The 15,131-nt window shown below is 42.0% G+C and carries 12 protein-coding genes and 2 pseudogenes; 7 read left to right on the top strand and 7 right to left on the bottom strand.

Annotated features, from left to right (window positions below):
• The coding region (locus IM509_RS16395; protein WP_353847216.1) for a tetratricopeptide repeat protein at positions 1-1,527 on the bottom strand (1,527 nt) is incomplete at its 3' end.
• A 135-nt stretch (positions 1,528-1,662) separates the two neighbouring features.
• A complete protein-coding gene (locus IM509_RS16390) occupies positions 1,663-2,055 on the bottom strand; it encodes a hypothetical protein (protein ID WP_185237516.1) in 393 nt (130 codons plus the stop codon).
• A gap of 461 nt (positions 2,056-2,516) precedes the next feature.
• Between IM509_RS16390 and IM509_RS16385 the strand changes: the two genes are divergently transcribed.
• A complete protein-coding gene (locus tag IM509_RS16385) occupies positions 2,517-2,864 on the top strand; it encodes a hypothetical protein (protein WP_185237515.1) in 348 nt (115 codons plus the stop codon).
• A 166-nt stretch (positions 2,865-3,030) separates the two neighbouring features.
• On the opposite strand, the gene IM509_RS16380 is transcribed toward IM509_RS16385, so the two are convergent.
• The 5 genes and pseudogenes from IM509_RS16380 to IM509_RS16360 form a co-directional block, all read right to left on the bottom strand.
• On the bottom strand, positions 3,031-4,038 hold the full coding sequence (locus IM509_RS16380; protein WP_185237514.1) for a DnaJ C-terminal domain-containing protein: 1,008 nt from the start codon (positions 4,036-4,038) through the stop codon (positions 3,031-3,033).
• 70 nt (positions 4,039-4,108) lie between these two features.
• Positions 4,109-4,759 (bottom strand): TVP38/TMEM64 family protein, encoded by a 651-nt coding sequence (locus IM509_RS16375; RefSeq protein ID WP_185237513.1) that lies wholly within the window; start codon positions 4,757-4,759, stop codon positions 4,109-4,111.
• 172 nt (positions 4,760-4,931) lie between these two features.
• A pseudogene (locus IM509_RS16370) lies at positions 4,932-6,677 on the bottom strand (alpha-amylase family glycosyl hydrolase); the annotation flags it as partial.
• A 16-nt stretch (positions 6,678-6,693) separates the two neighbouring features.
• Complete coding sequence (gene tnpB, locus IM509_RS16365) at positions 6,694-7,878, bottom strand: IS200/IS605 family element RNA-guided endonuclease TnpB (protein WP_072927185.1); 1,185 nt, start codon at positions 7,876-7,878, stop codon at positions 6,694-6,696.
• A gap of 56 nt (positions 7,879-7,934) precedes the next feature.
• Positions 7,935-8,609, bottom strand: a pseudogene (locus IM509_RS16360) (glycogen debranching protein); the annotation flags it as partial.
• A gap of 362 nt (positions 8,610-8,971) precedes the next feature.
• On the opposite strand from IM509_RS16360, the gene IM509_RS16355 reads away from it, so the two are divergent.
• The 6 genes from IM509_RS16355 to IM509_RS16330 form a co-directional block, all read left to right on the top strand.
• Positions 8,972-9,757, top strand: a complete 786-nt coding sequence (locus tag IM509_RS16355; RefSeq protein WP_072927179.1) for a chitinase — start codon at positions 8,972-8,974, stop codon at positions 9,755-9,757.
• A gap of 198 nt (positions 9,758-9,955) precedes the next feature.
• Positions 9,956-10,996 carry a lipase family protein gene (locus IM509_RS16350; RefSeq protein ID WP_185237511.1) on the top strand — a complete coding sequence of 347 codons (1,041 nt, stop codon included), beginning with the start codon at positions 9,956-9,958 and terminating at the stop codon, positions 10,994-10,996.
• A 269-nt stretch (positions 10,997-11,265) separates the two neighbouring features.
• Complete coding sequence (locus IM509_RS16345; protein WP_185237638.1) at positions 11,266-12,690, top strand: phosphatidylinositol-specific phospholipase C domain-containing protein; 1,425 nt, start codon at positions 11,266-11,268, stop codon at positions 12,688-12,690.
• A gap of 179 nt (positions 12,691-12,869) precedes the next feature.
• Positions 12,870-14,150 (top strand): hypothetical protein, encoded by a 1,281-nt coding sequence (locus IM509_RS16340; RefSeq protein WP_052277384.1) that lies wholly within the window; start codon positions 12,870-12,872, stop codon positions 14,148-14,150.
• Positions 14,151-14,273: 123 nt separating this feature from the next.
• Positions 14,274-14,732, top strand: a complete 459-nt coding sequence (locus tag IM509_RS16335; protein WP_052277383.1) for a hypothetical protein — start codon at positions 14,274-14,276, stop codon at positions 14,730-14,732.
• Between the two features lie 138 nt (positions 14,733-14,870).
• Positions 14,871-15,131: helix-turn-helix domain-containing protein (locus IM509_RS16330; RefSeq protein WP_272079515.1), on the top strand; the 261-nt coding region annotated here is incomplete at its 3' end.

Genomic DNA, 15,131 nt, shown 5'->3' with positions numbered 1-15,131 from the left:
TGCTTCTGTGTACCTGCCTTGGGAATCGTACAATCCTGCTAAATTGTTGAGGGAATTTGCCACAAGGGGATGATTGTCTCCTAAGAGTCGTTTTGTCAAATCTAAAGCTTCTAGAAGGAGAGGTTCCGCTTCTGTGTACCTACCTTGGGAATTGTACAATAGTGCTAAATTGTTGAGGGAAGCTGCCACATGGGGATGATTGTCTCCTAAGAGTCGTTTTGTCAAATCTAAAGCTTCTAGAAGGAGAGGTTCTGCTTCTGTGTACCTACCTTGGGAATTGTACAATAGTGCTAAATTGTTGAGGGAAGCTGCCACATGGGGATGATTGTCTCCTAAGTGGGTTCGAGTTGCGGTTAAACAAGCTTGACAGTAAGGTTCAGCAATAGCATACAATCCTTGTCCTTTATAATACCAAGCTAAACCCGTATAGGACCATAATAAATCCTCATCAGCGATATATTGGGGATATTCCCCGACAGATGCTTGTAGATGGAGAAGGGAAGGTTTAAATTCTTCAACGATTTCTATAGTGGGATTCTGTGGCATTTCTGCCGATTTTTTGGCCATAATCCCACAATAACGGCGTTTTGCGGGTTCTGCGTGGGGTGATGCTTCTAACTTATCCCGAAAGTAGCGACGCAACAGGGGATGAATTTCATACCAACCATCACGATTATCCTGAACTAAACTCAGGTGAACTAAACTATCGGTTAACCATTCCTCCACTGTATCCCCATCCTCATCGGGAAATAAATCCAGAATCATCCCTTTGGGAAAGGGCGCAAGAGCGAATAAACTGAGGTAAAGTGCCAAAATTTGCGCTTCTGGTTCGCTATGCAACTCCTCCCAACTGAGATTAAAGGCAGCTTTTAACCCTCTTTCCGCAGTCATTTCTGCATGAAACTTGGGATTTTTGGCTAAACTTGGCTCATCTAAGCCGTTTTCGGCTAATTTATCCCGTATTTTGCTAATTTTCCAATCCTGTCGTCGTACCAGTAACCTTGCCACCAATTCTAACGCCAAGGGTAAATAACCCAAATCCTGACATAATAATTTAGCTGCCTCGATTTGTGTGTCAATTCTGTTGTCTTCAAGGTAGGAACGCAATAAATCAAGTGCATCTTTTTCTTTTAACACTTCTACCCGAAAAGTCGCAATTGTCGCTGATAAATATTCCTTGCGAGTGGTAATTAAAACCTGAAAGCGTTTCTCTTCTTGCGGTGGTAAATAATCCCTAATTTGCTGATAATCCCGCACATCATCAAAAATAATTAGGACATTTCCCGCTAACCAGTTTTGCCAACAATAACGAATTTTTACGTCTAATTCTCCCTCGTCTGGTAAAGTTAATTTGAGATGTACCCGCGCAAAATCTAAAATAGAAGTACCGATAAAACCGCCGTCACTCTCTGCCACATTTAACCAACATATACCCCCGGGATAGGCTTTTTCTCGCCATTCTTGCCAGCCAAACTGTCTGGCTAGTTCGGTTTTACCTATGCCTCCCATTCCCGTTAAGGTAGATATAGCAAGCTTTTGGGATTGTTGTAATTGCTTTTTTAAGTCAATTAATTCCTGATTCCTACCAACAAATTTAGGGATATTACTATTAGATAAATTGTGAGGATGTTGTTTAACCTGTTCCTGAACAGGCGGCTGCAGTCAGATTTTATTGATGTTTATATTTTCTGCTTGATAAAATTCACTAACCTGACCCTGATTCTGTAAATTTTGACCTCCCGAATTAGCCTGGTTCATACTACTATTATCCTGAATTTTCAAGGATTGAATTTCTGTTGCTAAACCCTTGACTTTTTCGGCAAAATCTGCTTCATCATTCATGGCAACTTTTAAATAATCTGCTACTTTTTCTAGATCAGTTTTTGACCCTTTTTCAGCAGCTTGTAAAGCTTTTTCAGCCTTAGGATTAGCTTTAAGTTTATTCCAGATGATTTGCCGCAAAGTATTAATTTTTTCTAGAGCAGCTTCGGTAAATTTTTCTACAGTAGTCTGAAATACCAAAGCAACAATTGTCGCCACTGTTATCGGTTCCATAGATAAAATCGGGGTGATGAGGGTTAACTTTATTATATTATCGGGTTTTGATTTTTTCCCACAATATAGGGATTTTAGAGATTGCTTCAGTGGTAAATTCCTGTACTGCTAAAGTAAACTTGTGGTTAAGGGAGCATTCATGATTCAGTCCTTATTTTAGCTTTCATAATTTTATTCTGCCCTATTTTTCTTAATCAGTCACAGTCCATAACACAATCACAGCATCAGTCTAAACTGTGATTGAAATGATTGAATGAATACTATGATTATATTGTATTCAGCAACCTTTTATCAATAATCAATCACAGTCCATGACACAATCACAGCAATCACAGTCAAGACGGCATGGGAGAGGAAAGATCCGTGTTATCGTAAAAATGGGGATAGATGGGGAGTTTGGTCTTGCAAAATCGGCAAATAGGGATAAAATCAAAACAAGTTAATTTTTTCCTTACCATATCATGTTAACCCCATCGGATAGTAAATTATCTAAGCAGCAGCAGATTCTCTCGGCTGTTTCCGACGAAGAAGAACAGCTTAAACAGCAAAGGATTCAGGAAGTGCTATTGTTAATAGATAGTTTATTCCAAAGAGAGGAAACGACTTTTAGGATTATCATCGACTGTCTTTACGATGTGGGTTCGTTAAATTTAATTAATAAAAAGTTTCATAGTCGTTACTTAAATTTTATTATGAAAGCGATCGCTCGTTTTTCTAAGCCTATGTTCAGAATTTATGCTCTCTATTGGGTGAAGAAAAATAGCCCGAAATTAATTACTAATTGGTTGGCTAGTAAGGTTAAATTCTAGATCGATCCCCCCTTAATCCCCCCTTGATAAGGGGGGTGCCTATCCCCCCTTAATCCCCCCTTGATAAGGGGGGGAACTGACGAGTTTTAACACCTAACCACTTATAAACCCCAGAGACAGTAATCAGCACCAAGAAAAACTGTTTTGGCAAACCCTAGCTAGGGACTTAAATTTGCACCTGTCTGAGATGACGACGGGGATCGGTGGTACGCTGAGATTTAATTTTCTCGTATAATTCCCGTTCGATCGCCGTTAATTCTTTGGGAGTATCGATGACAATTTTGACTAATTGATCGCCGCGTTGTCCTTTATTATCGATCCAACCTTTGCCGCGTAAGCGCAGGGATTGACCGGAACGAATACCGGCGGGAACTTTTACCGTCACCAGGCCATCGGGGGTAGGAACTTCGATCGCTGTGCCTAAAACCGCCTCATCGGGAGTAATCGGGACTTCACAGGTTAAATTATCGCCTTCAAAAATAAAGAAAGGATGGGGTTCTAATTCCACATCGAGAAATAGATCTCCCCGTTGTTTACTCAAGGGATCAATTAGTCCTTTACCCCGTACCCGGAGACGATTACCGGTTTTGGTTCCTGGGGGGATTTTGATATCGATCATTTCTCCGGCTAAATTAACCCGTTTTTGTACTCCTCGTAAAGCTTCCCCAAAACTCAGACGCAGTTTAGCGGTGGAGATACCAGAAGTGACGGATTGCGGTGCAGTACGAGCACCGGCAAAGTCGTTAAAATTGCTAAAATCGCCAAATCCTCCCCCCGGAGTCCCGTAGGAATGGGAACGGGGGCGAGTACCGCCGGGGCGACCCATGCGACCGAGCAGTTCATTGATAAAATCATCAAAGGTGTTGTACTGGCTAAAGTCAAAACCGTCGGAACCAAAGTCAACCCCCGGATTACCACCCGGCCAATTCGATCGCCCGGCCTGTTGCCAATATTGTCCAAATTGATCGTATTTTTGGCGTTTTTCGCTATCGGAGAGGACTTCGTAAGCTTCACTAATTTCTTTAAAACGTTCTTCGGCGCTTTTATCGTTAGGATTGCGATCGGGGTGATATTTGACGGCTAATTTGCGAAAAGCTTTTTTAATTTCTTCGGCGCTGGCAGTTTTACCTACTCCCAGAACGGCATAATAATCTTTATAATCTGCGGCAGGCATCGATACGCTATCTCCTTAGCAATGGGGATTCAGTCGGGATATTCCTAATCTAACTTAATTTTATCGTTGATCACTGAAAGGGAAATTGCCGACGACGACGATACCAAGTTCCCACAGCTACTAACAGAGCAATGAGGGTAAAAGCCACCATTAGGGGCAATATATCGCCTTTTCCTAAAGATTTTAAACCAGCACCCATCATGACAAAGGGTAAAATTCCGGGGACAGTGCCTAATAAAGTACCGATGAAATAATCGCGAAAACGGATAGAAGTTAATCCCGCCACAAAGTTAACGATACCGTAGGGAATAATCGGTAATAGACGGATAGCAAACATATAAAATAGGCCGCCTTGCTGCATTTCTGCATCGATCGCTTGCCATTTGCCCTGAAATTTTTTGGCGGTATATTCCCGGCCGATAGTACGGGTAAAAGCAAAGGCAACTATAGCGGCCACCAAAGCGGCGATCGTTGTCCAAACTGTTCCCATAACTACCCCAAAGATCGCGCCACCACTGAGATTTAAGGGGGTAGAGGGCAGAATTAGAATTGTCCCGATCGTATAGAGAATAATATACAAAATGGGGGCCATAATTCCCATTTGTTTTAACCAGCTCTGTAATTGTTGGGAGTCGATACCATCGATTAGATAAACTCCCATCGCTGTGGCGATAATACAAATTATGGTTAGGATAATAACACTACTTTTAGTTTTAGACATTTAACGGCAATTTTGGGCTAAGTGCGGGTTGTAAAACATAAGATGCAACAGGGGTTTATATTTCCCTATTGCCAAAAATATAGCAGAAATCGGCTGGGAATCGATCTGGATCTCAATATTAGCCGGCTGCCCGATCTGTCCCCAAATTACCCCCGATATCGGTGTGGGTAGTTCAGTTAATCTCCTCGAGAACCACGATCGAAAAACCATTGACTTTATAGTTATCGGCAATTACTGCCCCTTGCTCCACAGACCAACAATTATAATCGTTTTCTGCCCAAGCTGCCGTGTCAATAATTCTTACCCAACGATAATTATTGCCCGGGGAGGGAAGACGAAAATCCACTGGCAGATAATACATATTAATTAACACCAAAAAATCGTGATCACCGACGGCACTACCATCAATTAAAAACCAAATACAGCGAGCATGGGCAGTTAAATCGCTAACCCCATCGGGTTTTTTAAATAAATAGGTGACACTATTGCCCGCATTGAGAACCATATCGCCATAGCGGCGCTGTTTGAGTGCTATATGATTGTTTCTTAAGTGAGCAATATAAGCGGCAAAAATAAATAAAGGATTGCGTTCTTCTTGATTAGTTCCCGTGCCAAAATTATTGTGATAAGCTTCCCGATAACCGGTGGGCAGTAGATGGGGTGAACGGGTGGCAATCATATCATAATTATTCCAAGTGGCCACACTATCAATATTGTAGGGATTATTATTACCATTTTGAGTGCGGCCAAATTCATCACCCCAGACAGTCATGGGAACACCGCGAGATAAAAATTGCATCGTCCAAAAGTTGCGTAATCTTTGGCGACGTAAGGCCTGATTACCGCCAGAATCCCAAGAATCGTTATTATTATTGCCGCCATCGGAAGGACCAAAGGGCCAGGGAGTGAGGTTATTTTTGTTGTTATAACTGACCAAATCCATCAGGGTAAAACCATCGTGGGCAACAATAAAATCGATCGATTTTTGGGGTCCGCCTTGGTCGTTAAAATTGCGATAATCTCCGTTCACCTGTTCGATGAATTGAAAAGTATTACCATCTCCCTTTAAAAAACGCCGAATTGCATCGCGATAACGGCCATTCCACTCGCCCCAACCCGTCGGGAAATTACCCACTTCGTAACCCCAGCTATCCCAAGCTTCGGCGATCATTTCGGCATCGTATTTCTTGCCTAATTTCTCGATCTTTTCTAACAAAGGATGTTTAGGAAAGAATTGTTTTTGTTTGCCCCGATCTTCTCGTTGATGACTAGAAGGAGTTCGACCGAGGACAGGGGCCAGATCAAAACGAAAACCATCAACTCCCATGGTTTCTAACCAATAGGTGAGGGAATCAAGAACCAGATTACAGGTGACAATATGGGAAAAGTTTAATTGATTTCCGCAGCCAGTGGCCCCATCAACTAGATAATGTTCGTCGCTGAGTTGATAATATTCCACCACATCAAAACCACCAAAACTAACAAATCCGGTGACATCGTTGCTGCCCCAATTGCCCCCTTCTCCGGTGTGATTATAGACCACATCGAGATAAACTTCCATACCTTGGTCGTGGAAAGCTTTGACCATGGCCTTAAACTCTCTGGTGGGTCCACCGGGGGAGCGATCATAAGCATAACGGCGATCGGGGGCGAAATAACCAAAGGTCATGTAACCCCAATAGTTACCGCCGGGGCGATCGTCGGGGTTATTATCGTTAGCGGTTTCCTGGACCGGTAAGAGTTCGATCGTGGTAAATCCCAGCGCTTTTAGGTATTTGGCCATATAGCCGGCCCCTGCATAAGTTCCTCTGTACTGGTCGGGAACGTTAGCCACTTCCTCAAAACCCGTAATTCCCTTGAGAATATCTTCTAAACGACTAGCGGAGGGGTGATTGCTGAAACCGCGCACATGGGCCTCTTGACACTCCCGTTGCCTAAAGGCGTGGGGATTCTTCATTCACAGGGAGATGCCTTGCAAAAGCAGTGCCTTTACTTGGTCTTACTCTCCCTCCAGAAGCAGTAGCGGTATGCCCTACCGCCAAAATTCGTAAACCTTCATCCCGAATATTCTTAGCGGCATTGATATCTCTATCGTGGGTTTCTCCACACTTAGGACATTGCCAACTGCGAATATCTAAACTCAAACTATCCAGACGATTTAAACAGTTACTACAAGTCTTAGAGCTAGGAAAGAATCTATCTACTTCTATATAGATTTTTCCTTCCCATTCAGCCTTGTATTTTAACATGGTACAGAATTGACCCCAACCAGCATCACTAATTGATTTGGCTAGTTTAGGGTTTTTGACCAGGTTTCTGACTGCCAGATTTTCTACCACTATGACTTGGTTTTCGTCAACTAATTTACGACTTAGTTTGTGCAGAAAATCTTCACGACAACGAACGATTTTAGAGTGAACTTTAGCCACTTTAACTCTAGCTTTATTTCGATTCTTAGAGCCTTTTTGCTGGCGGCTTAGTTTCTTTTGTCTCCTCGCTAATCTTTGTTCGTACTTACGATAGTATTGAGGATTCCCATGTTTAGTCCCATCTGATGTAATAGCAAAATGGGTTAGTCCAACATCTATCCCGATAGCTTTTCCTTCTGATGATTTTTGGGGTAAATCCTGACCATCATCATAAAGACAAGATGCGAAATATTCTCCTGATGGATTAACTGAAACCGTAACAGACTTTAAGTCTCCCTCTGGTTGCCGTGAAACTTGGCAATAGACTTCACCAATTTTAGGTAATACCAAAACATCATTTTTTAACTTACAGTGTTGAGGAAATCTAATCGACTGCCTATTTTGCTTTTTCTTGAAGTTAGGATATTTAGCTCGACCTTCAAAAAAGTTAAGGAAAGCACTAGAAAGATTTAAAGCAGCTTGTTGTAATACCTGCGATGGTACTTCGCTTAACCACTCATACTCTTTTTTTAAGGAAGGCAGCAGCTTAATTATTTCGTCTCTGCTTAATCCTTTTCCAGTTTGCTTGTAAGTTTCGGATGTTAAGTTGAGAGCGTAATTGTAAAACCATCTAGTACAGCCAAACGATTTGGCGAGCAAAACTGATTGCTCACTGGTCGGATAGATTCTGTACTTAAACGCTTTTAACATCTTGTTTACCAGACTATATTTACCATGGTAAACTATTTAGCTAGAAATGTCAAGCCGTCCTCCGCTACGCTAAAGGACGGGGTTTTAGACCCAAATTTTCGATAAATGATCGCTTTTTCGTCGCCCAGACGGGGACGAATCCCGGTAGAAGTCCCATCCGGCGCGATCACAATGCCTTTGGGCGACCATTTACCCGTATCGTATTGCCGCCGGATCACTCCTTTGTAGTCCCCTTCTCCCGTGGCATAGATTCCCGCATTTTCTCCGGCTGCGATCATGGCCAGGGTTTCAAAGTCGTGGGAAAGTTCTCGCGCGTAGGGATCGAAGAGGACTTTATTGGGGTTAAAACGATGGCCAAAATCGTCCACATCTGCCCGAAAACCGGCGTTACTGTGGCCTCTTTGCCATTTTTGATCAAATTGCCAATTGGGACCCCAACAGCGAAAAGCGTAGTAACTGCCGTGGCCAATACCGGCGATTTTTGCCCGCCATATATCATCATTTGGGTTTTTTGTCAACCGGTAATCATACTTAGCGTTTTCTCCCGTCGGGCGCTCGTAGATTTCCAGAAGAATCTGACTGGCATTTTTAGAATAGACGGCAAAGGTGACACTATCGCCCCGATAATGCGCTCCGAGGGGATAGGTGGCATCGGCCCAAAGATGGCTATCTAGGGGGGCATAATTACCAGATTGGGGATGATTTTGACCGATCTCACTCTCCGATTTCATAAGTTTCATAAATCTCAGATTATGACTGTCTAAAGTATAGATTTAGTATGCTCTTGAATGTAAATTTTTATGACGAGATTCAACGTTTCTGGGCTTAATTCATTGACTTAGTTGCTCAAATAGTTGAAGATGGGGGGGGCTGACATAGGAATAACTTTTAGCTGCAGAACTTAAGCATCTCATAAAGTTGCTCCTCCCGACAATCCTCTATCTAATTATGAGAATCAGACAAGCTGGAATCCAAAAGGCAAACAAGTCAAGGTTTATACGCAATTTTCTGCCGGTGCAACCCCTGGCGATCAAGACTTTGCTAATTACTATGAAACGACAGAGCCAGGACTCAATACCAGGAAATAAACACCATGAAATTAGAAGACATCATTCAACAAAACCTTGTTAAACCCATTGATTCCTTAGCAGGAGACTCGGAACTTTGCCGAGAAGTTCAGACCCGTTTACAAGTTTTCGGATTACTTCCTGCTAATGGGGTTGATGGTATTTATGGATCCCAAACAAAACAAGCCTTTGAAGAATTCAAACAAAAAATCAAAGAAGGCGAATTGGATACCTTGGGAGCATCTTCGGCGAAATTTTTACTAGAACTTAAAGAATTACCAGGGGGTAATAATTTGATCTCCAAAACTCAAGCCGAATTTATCTATGGTAATGTCATTAGCGATGGACAATTAGCAGACCTCAATTCTTGCTTAAATCGCTTTGACATTAACACTCACCCCCGAATGTGTCATTTCTTAAGCCAAACTGCCCATGAAAGTGGAGGCTTGAAATGGATGAAAGAACTGGGTAGCGGTGAGGAGTATAACGGACGGAAAGACCTGGGAAATATTTATCCAGGAGATGGTCCCAAATATAAGGGAGCAGGCGTTATTCAACTAACGGGACGCAGTAACTATCAAGCTTTTGCGAATTATATTCATGATCCGAAAGTGATGGATGGAGTTGACTATGTTAGTACCACCTATCCTTTTACCAGTGGCGGTTTTTGGTGGCATAACAATAACATGAATGCTCTTTGTGATCGCGGTGCAACGGTGGAAGAAATCACCCGACGAGTCAATGGTGGTCTTAACGGACTAGCTGATCGTCAAGCTTACTACGAAAAAGCGATCAAAGTTTTTCCTGTTTAGCAATGCTTGTCCTACATTTTCCGCCAATAGCTGTTCTGGTGCTAATTTTTACACCTCTAATGATAGGGTAAATTGGGGTCAACTTAATCAAGTTAAAAAGAGCGGTCATCCCTTTTTTGTGAAATTTGTGTTGTGACAATTACCTAGATTTGTCTAAGATACGACAAATCAATTCACAATCGGAGGGAGAAAATTTCAATGCCTACTTACGATCAACAACAAACGCTTTTCTGTCTTTCCATGTTCGCTAATATCAGTAATAGCGAGAAAGTTATTTCCGATTTAGCCAATCCTACGGTTCAAGGAAAAATTGGTCAATGGACAATTCTTTGGGGTCCTGTTATTTATTATCATGATCCTAAAAATCAGAACTGGGATAATATTATGTATGTGGCAAAGGGAGAAAATGCCGAAACCAATAACCCTCAATATGTAGTGGCGATCGCCGCTACGAATCCCCAATCAGTTTTTGATTGGTTACAGGAGGATGCTGCTACCCATAACATGGTTTCCTGGTCAACGCAATTCCCCGAACGCGGAAAAATTTCGGAAGGAACAAATACCGGAATTACTATTCTGCAAAACCTGAAAGATACCTCTAACCGTTCTCTGTTAGAATTTTTGACCCAGGAAATTCCCAGCCAATCTGATCAACCTATTGAAATCATTACCACCGGCCATAGTTTAGGCGGAGCATTATCTCCAGTAATGGCATTATGGCTGTACGAAAATCAAGCAACTTGGAACCCGACTGGTAAACAAATCACCGTCAATACCCAATTTTCTGCGGGAGCAACCCCAGGGGATCAAACCTTCTCTGATTACTACGGAAATACGCAGCCAGGTCTCAATCAAAGCAGCCGCCTCTGGAATAGTTTGGATATTGTTCCCCATGCTTGGAATATTCAGCAATTACAGCAGATTCCTACCCTGTATCAATCTTGTAATATTCCTAAATCTTCGAGAATTGCACTATTAGTTAATAGTCAAATTCAAAAAGTGAAAAACTGTAATTATCTGGCGTTAAATCCCAGCACTTTTGCCATGAAAGGTAAATGTGGCGTTTTTTCTCAACCGCAACCAAACCCCCTGAAGCAATTTCTTCAAGAAGCCTATTTTCAGCATATCCAAGCTTATTTCAATCTTCTGGAAATTGACTGGCCGCTGACGGAAAATGTGGCTGATTCTCTGACGCTAACAGAGCAAGATTTAGATGATATTGCCACTAAGTTAAGCTAATTATTTCTCTAAACAGTCGGCAGTGGGAATCGGCACGACTGTAAATAAGTACCTAGGCAAAATTATTTACACATGACGATCATTGCCCCGTAAGGGTTTTAGCTCGATCGAGCAGGTAATTAATTTTGCATGACTACTTATTGAGGTACAGAAAGGGCTAATATTTAAATTATTCACTTCTGACCTCTCAAGTAATTCTCTTTAACTGTAACTCAATTAACGACTTTAAAAAGTCAACAATACTCATCTTCATCAAGGAGAAAATTATTATGGGTGCTGGATTTCACATACAAATTGTCAACGCTACGCCATATAACATCAATCAAGTAAAATCCCATAGTTACCAGATGGAGTGGGATCCATCTTCTCAGATTAGTCCTAATTCCTTTACTCAATTTTATGCTGAGTTTAAAGAAACAGTAGGTCATGACAGTATAGATGATGCGGGTGATGCTAACTACACCCTTGAGGGGGTAAGTAACTTTAACTTTACAATTAGTGCTAAAAAGAGTGGAGTTCACGGACTATCAACGCCTGTCCCCTCAGAAGCAGGTTATGGGGTTTTAGTTGAATGGCAAAATATTCCCAATGGTCTTTTTGTTTATCCTACTCCAGATACTACTAATACATCTGCTGTAGGATGGATTCATGATGGAGTAGTAACGATCGCCCTTGGTTATTTCCCTAGTAATACCCAAAGCCAAATGAGTCCTTATCCAACCCCTAATTATGGCAGTGGCGGATTAGCAGATGATCAAAGTGTGTTACGTCCTTCCGTATTACACTGGGCTAATAATTGGATGGAATTATTTGCCCCTTGTATTCAAAACCTTTGTCTCAATGAGTTAACCCTGCCAGGCACTCACGATGCCTCAACTTATTGCGCTGGTAGTATTAGCCAATCATGGGTACAAACTCAATACCAAAACATCAATCAGCAACTTAGTCAAGGTATTCGCGCCCTTGATCTCAGATTAATGCTTAGTAGTGGCTCAGGGGATAATCAATTTGTTATGTGTCACGGGAGTTTTGCTCTCCCCCTGACTTTAGTAGATTTTCTCAATCAAGTAACGCAATTTTTAGCTGATAATCCCCAAGAATTTGTTATCCTTGACTTACATGATTTTGAGGGAAATTGGACAAGCCAAACCTATCAAGATTTATCTAATCTGATTATCAACACTATTGGACAAGATAAATTAATTCCGCCCTCTGGTATTTCTCAACCCTTAAAAGACCTTTGGCAAACTACTGGCCGAGTTGTAGTTGGTTCTCTCGAATTTCCTGATAGTATGTCTGATTGGTTAGCACAAAATACACCCTTTTGGAGCAGTTCTATTAAACAATATTGGTGTGGTACAAGTGTAACTCTTTGGTCAGACGTGCAGAGTTATTTACAACAACAAATTGACGCTATCAACCAACCTAATAATTTTCTCTGGTCATTAATGGCTCAGTATAATTATGAAGGTGCTTATGGAGTACCAGCTAATGTGCCTAAAGAACTCTCTAGCTTTTTCGCTGGTTTAAATGGCATCAAATCTAACATTATTGCCACTGATTGGTGGAATCGTGTCAATACTAGCACTGGACAACTAGAAACCACTGTCAATAATTTTTCTGCTCTCATTAATGGAGTCCCTTTAAACATTTTAAAAGGGTATCGACGGGCAAATAACTTACCCCTATGGTAACTGCCATTAGATAGGCGATCGCCACTAATTGAGCCTAGTTATCCTAAATCTCTGATACAGTCGGCAGTGGGAATCGGCACGACTCTAAATGGGGAGGGAAAGAAAGGGAAAATAATTAAATTATTTACTTCTGACCTCTCAAGTAATTCTCTTTAACTTCAACTCAAAAGGAGATAATCATGTCTTTTCCCTACACTCAATGTATTTCGGCAATCACTATTCCTGCTGGTGAATATAAGAACTATACTTTTGTCGTCGCTGCTTACCAAAGTGGGATCTCGGTTGGGCAATTTTCACCGAATCCAACCCCACCAAGTTATACTTTAGGGGGGGTGAGTAATCTTGATAATAATGGTGCCAGTACCACTGCTATTGAGTTTCTGCTTGATTACAGCAACACTGACTATTCACCACCTTACTATTTTGTTTACGGATCTGAAGACGAGAATATTTGGCTTAATAGCATTAATCCCGCTACTGGAGGCAGCCACTTCACAAGTAGTAATGTCACGACTCAGATCGCTTCGGAAAAACAACCCGATGCGCCAATTGCCGGACTTTTCTATTATTTCCCCGAAAGCCTTCTTTACGTGGCAGCGTCTAATGGCAACCTCTACTGGTATTCAGTCACTTGGTCTAACGGCGTGCCGAGCTTGTCTTATGTGGGTTCAAACACATCTTATAACGAAGATGGAGCGTCTGGAGCGTCCGTATCTCTGACCTTTTTCCCTGCGAACACGCTAACTAATTACGATTGTCTGTTACTCGGCGGTGTGAAAGAAGCTACGGGGGTTATCTTCAATGCTCAGAACCCATCTTCAACTCCTATCCTTTACGGTTATCACGGCGGATGTACTGCAACTGACGTTTGTAAAGGACCAAATGGCATTTACTGGGCAACCCCGGCTGGCGGTTTACACTATCAGCCCTATAGTGGTTTCAATGCCTCGTTAAGTCCTATTTGGACAGTACCCAGTGGACAGGTCATTTTATCTTTGGCCTACTCACCAAACGCCGGTAATGCAGATCCGGGAAATTATCCAGAGGGAGCAATCTTTATTGCCACGGCTCCGTCCAACCCCTCTAATTCCTCTATGGGCAGTATCTGGGTTGTTGATGTCAAGAGTAATACGGCGGGCAATGCCGCCCAACAGGATGCAACCATCTCAGGGTCTCCTTGGGCGATCATTGCCGATGCCAATCTGACTTATATGTGTGCAACTGGTTCATGTGGTGTTTTTCTGAGTACCTTGGCAGCTTATAATCCAGAATCAAATATTCCTGAGAATGGAATGTTAGTACCAAATCAGGTGACTAGCGGTGTTGGGCATACCTGGATCAGTGATCTTGTTTCCGCCGCCGCGTTGGTTTTTGGCGTGGTGACAGAGGATCCCGTTGCTGTCGGTTGGGCAGTTGCAGGTATTGATGCTGGGGCAATCGATTCCAAAACGGGTTATTAAGCGAATAGGACGCTATAGTACCAGTTGGTTGGTGTGAGGAAAAAAACCAAACTTTCCTCAATCAACCTAACAAGCTCTTTCATCAACAAAACTTAATTAAATATTCAAGGATGTTATCAATCTATGGTTCTATACCGATGCCAAGAAACTTATATTATCACCGTCAAAAATGAGGATGGATCTTTTTTATGGAATTTTAATAACTTTCCCTGCGATTTTGTCGGAGACAGACGGGGTGAAGCCGATATGGGAGCTATTCCTTTTGAGTTTAAACCCTACAATATACCTCTAGTGGTTGCCAATGCTAGATTATTTTCTGTCTTTGGTTTTGATGATCCCTCTTGGTTGGGAAGTCCCTTAGATATTCGTCTCTGCTTTGCCGCTGATAATGGGATGCAGTCGATTACTTTAATCCCCAATAAAACGGCGGGTTTTGATGTAATTGAAGACAGCGAACGTTGTAACATCCTTCGTCATGTCTATGATAGTCGTTCCTATTTTGAAATTTTGTTAGGTAGTACACAAGAAAACGCGGATACGGATACCATTTGGCTACATACTATGAATGTCTATCAAGACTAACCATTAAAGCGGATTCGCTAACTATCAACTTGAATTGGCTTATTCATCGAAAATTTGGGTCTGAAACCCCGTCGTTCTACGACGGCTTTACTGTTAAATATGAGCATCGTTTACGAAATATATGCTAAAATGTGAGGTATGGAAAAAGCCTATTCGTTTCGATTTTACCCAACACCCGAACAAGAGTCGCTATTGCGGCGCACTTTGGGCTGTGTAAGATTAGTTTACAACAAAGCTCTCCACGAACGAACACAAGCATGGTACGAAAAGCAAGAAAGAGTAGGCTACGCTCAAACTTCTTCAATGTTGACCGATTGGAAAAAGCAAGAAGAATTAGACTTTTTAAACGAAGTTAGCTGTGTACCTTTACAACAAGGGTTAAGACATTTACAAACAGCT

Origin of the sequence: Microcystis sp. M31BS1 (genome assembly GCF_020245285.1) — a bacterium.
GTDB lineage: Bacteria > Cyanobacteriota > Cyanobacteriia > Cyanobacteriales > Microcystaceae > Microcystis > Microcystis panniformis.
The sequence above is the reverse complement of the archived record's forward strand: the minus strand, read 5'-3'. Positions and strand labels throughout refer to the sequence as shown.

Excerpts from the sequence above, each read along its gene's own strand:
- IM509_RS16390 (WP_185237516.1), bottom strand. The coding sequence starts at position 2,055 with ATGGAACCGATAACAGTGGCGACAATTGTTGCTTTGGTATTTCAGACT.
- IM509_RS16385 (WP_185237515.1), top strand. The coding sequence starts at position 2,517 with ATGTTAACCCCATCGGATAGTAAATTATCTAAGCAGCAGCAGATTCTC.
- IM509_RS16380 (WP_185237514.1), bottom strand. The coding sequence starts at position 4,038 with ATGCCTGCCGCAGATTATAAAGATTATTATGCCGTTCTGGGAGTAGGT.
- IM509_RS16375 (WP_185237513.1), bottom strand. The coding sequence starts at position 4,759 with ATGTCTAAAACTAAAAGTAGTGTTATTATCCTAACCATAATTTGTATT.
- tnpB (WP_072927185.1), bottom strand. The coding sequence starts at position 7,878 with ATGTTAAAAGCGTTTAAGTACAGAATCTATCCGACCAGTGAGCAATCA.
- IM509_RS16355 (WP_072927179.1), top strand. The coding sequence starts at position 8,972 with ATGAAATTAGAAGACATCATTCAACAAAACCTTGTTAAACCCATTGAT.
- IM509_RS16350 (WP_185237511.1), top strand. The coding sequence starts at position 9,956 with ATGCCTACTTACGATCAACAACAAACGCTTTTCTGTCTTTCCATGTTC.
- IM509_RS16345 (WP_185237638.1), top strand. The coding sequence starts at position 11,266 with ATGGGTGCTGGATTTCACATACAAATTGTCAACGCTACGCCATATAAC.
- IM509_RS16340 (WP_052277384.1), top strand. The coding sequence starts at position 12,870 with ATGTCTTTTCCCTACACTCAATGTATTTCGGCAATCACTATTCCTGCT.
- IM509_RS16335 (WP_052277383.1), top strand. The coding sequence starts at position 14,274 with ATGGTTCTATACCGATGCCAAGAAACTTATATTATCACCGTCAAAAAT.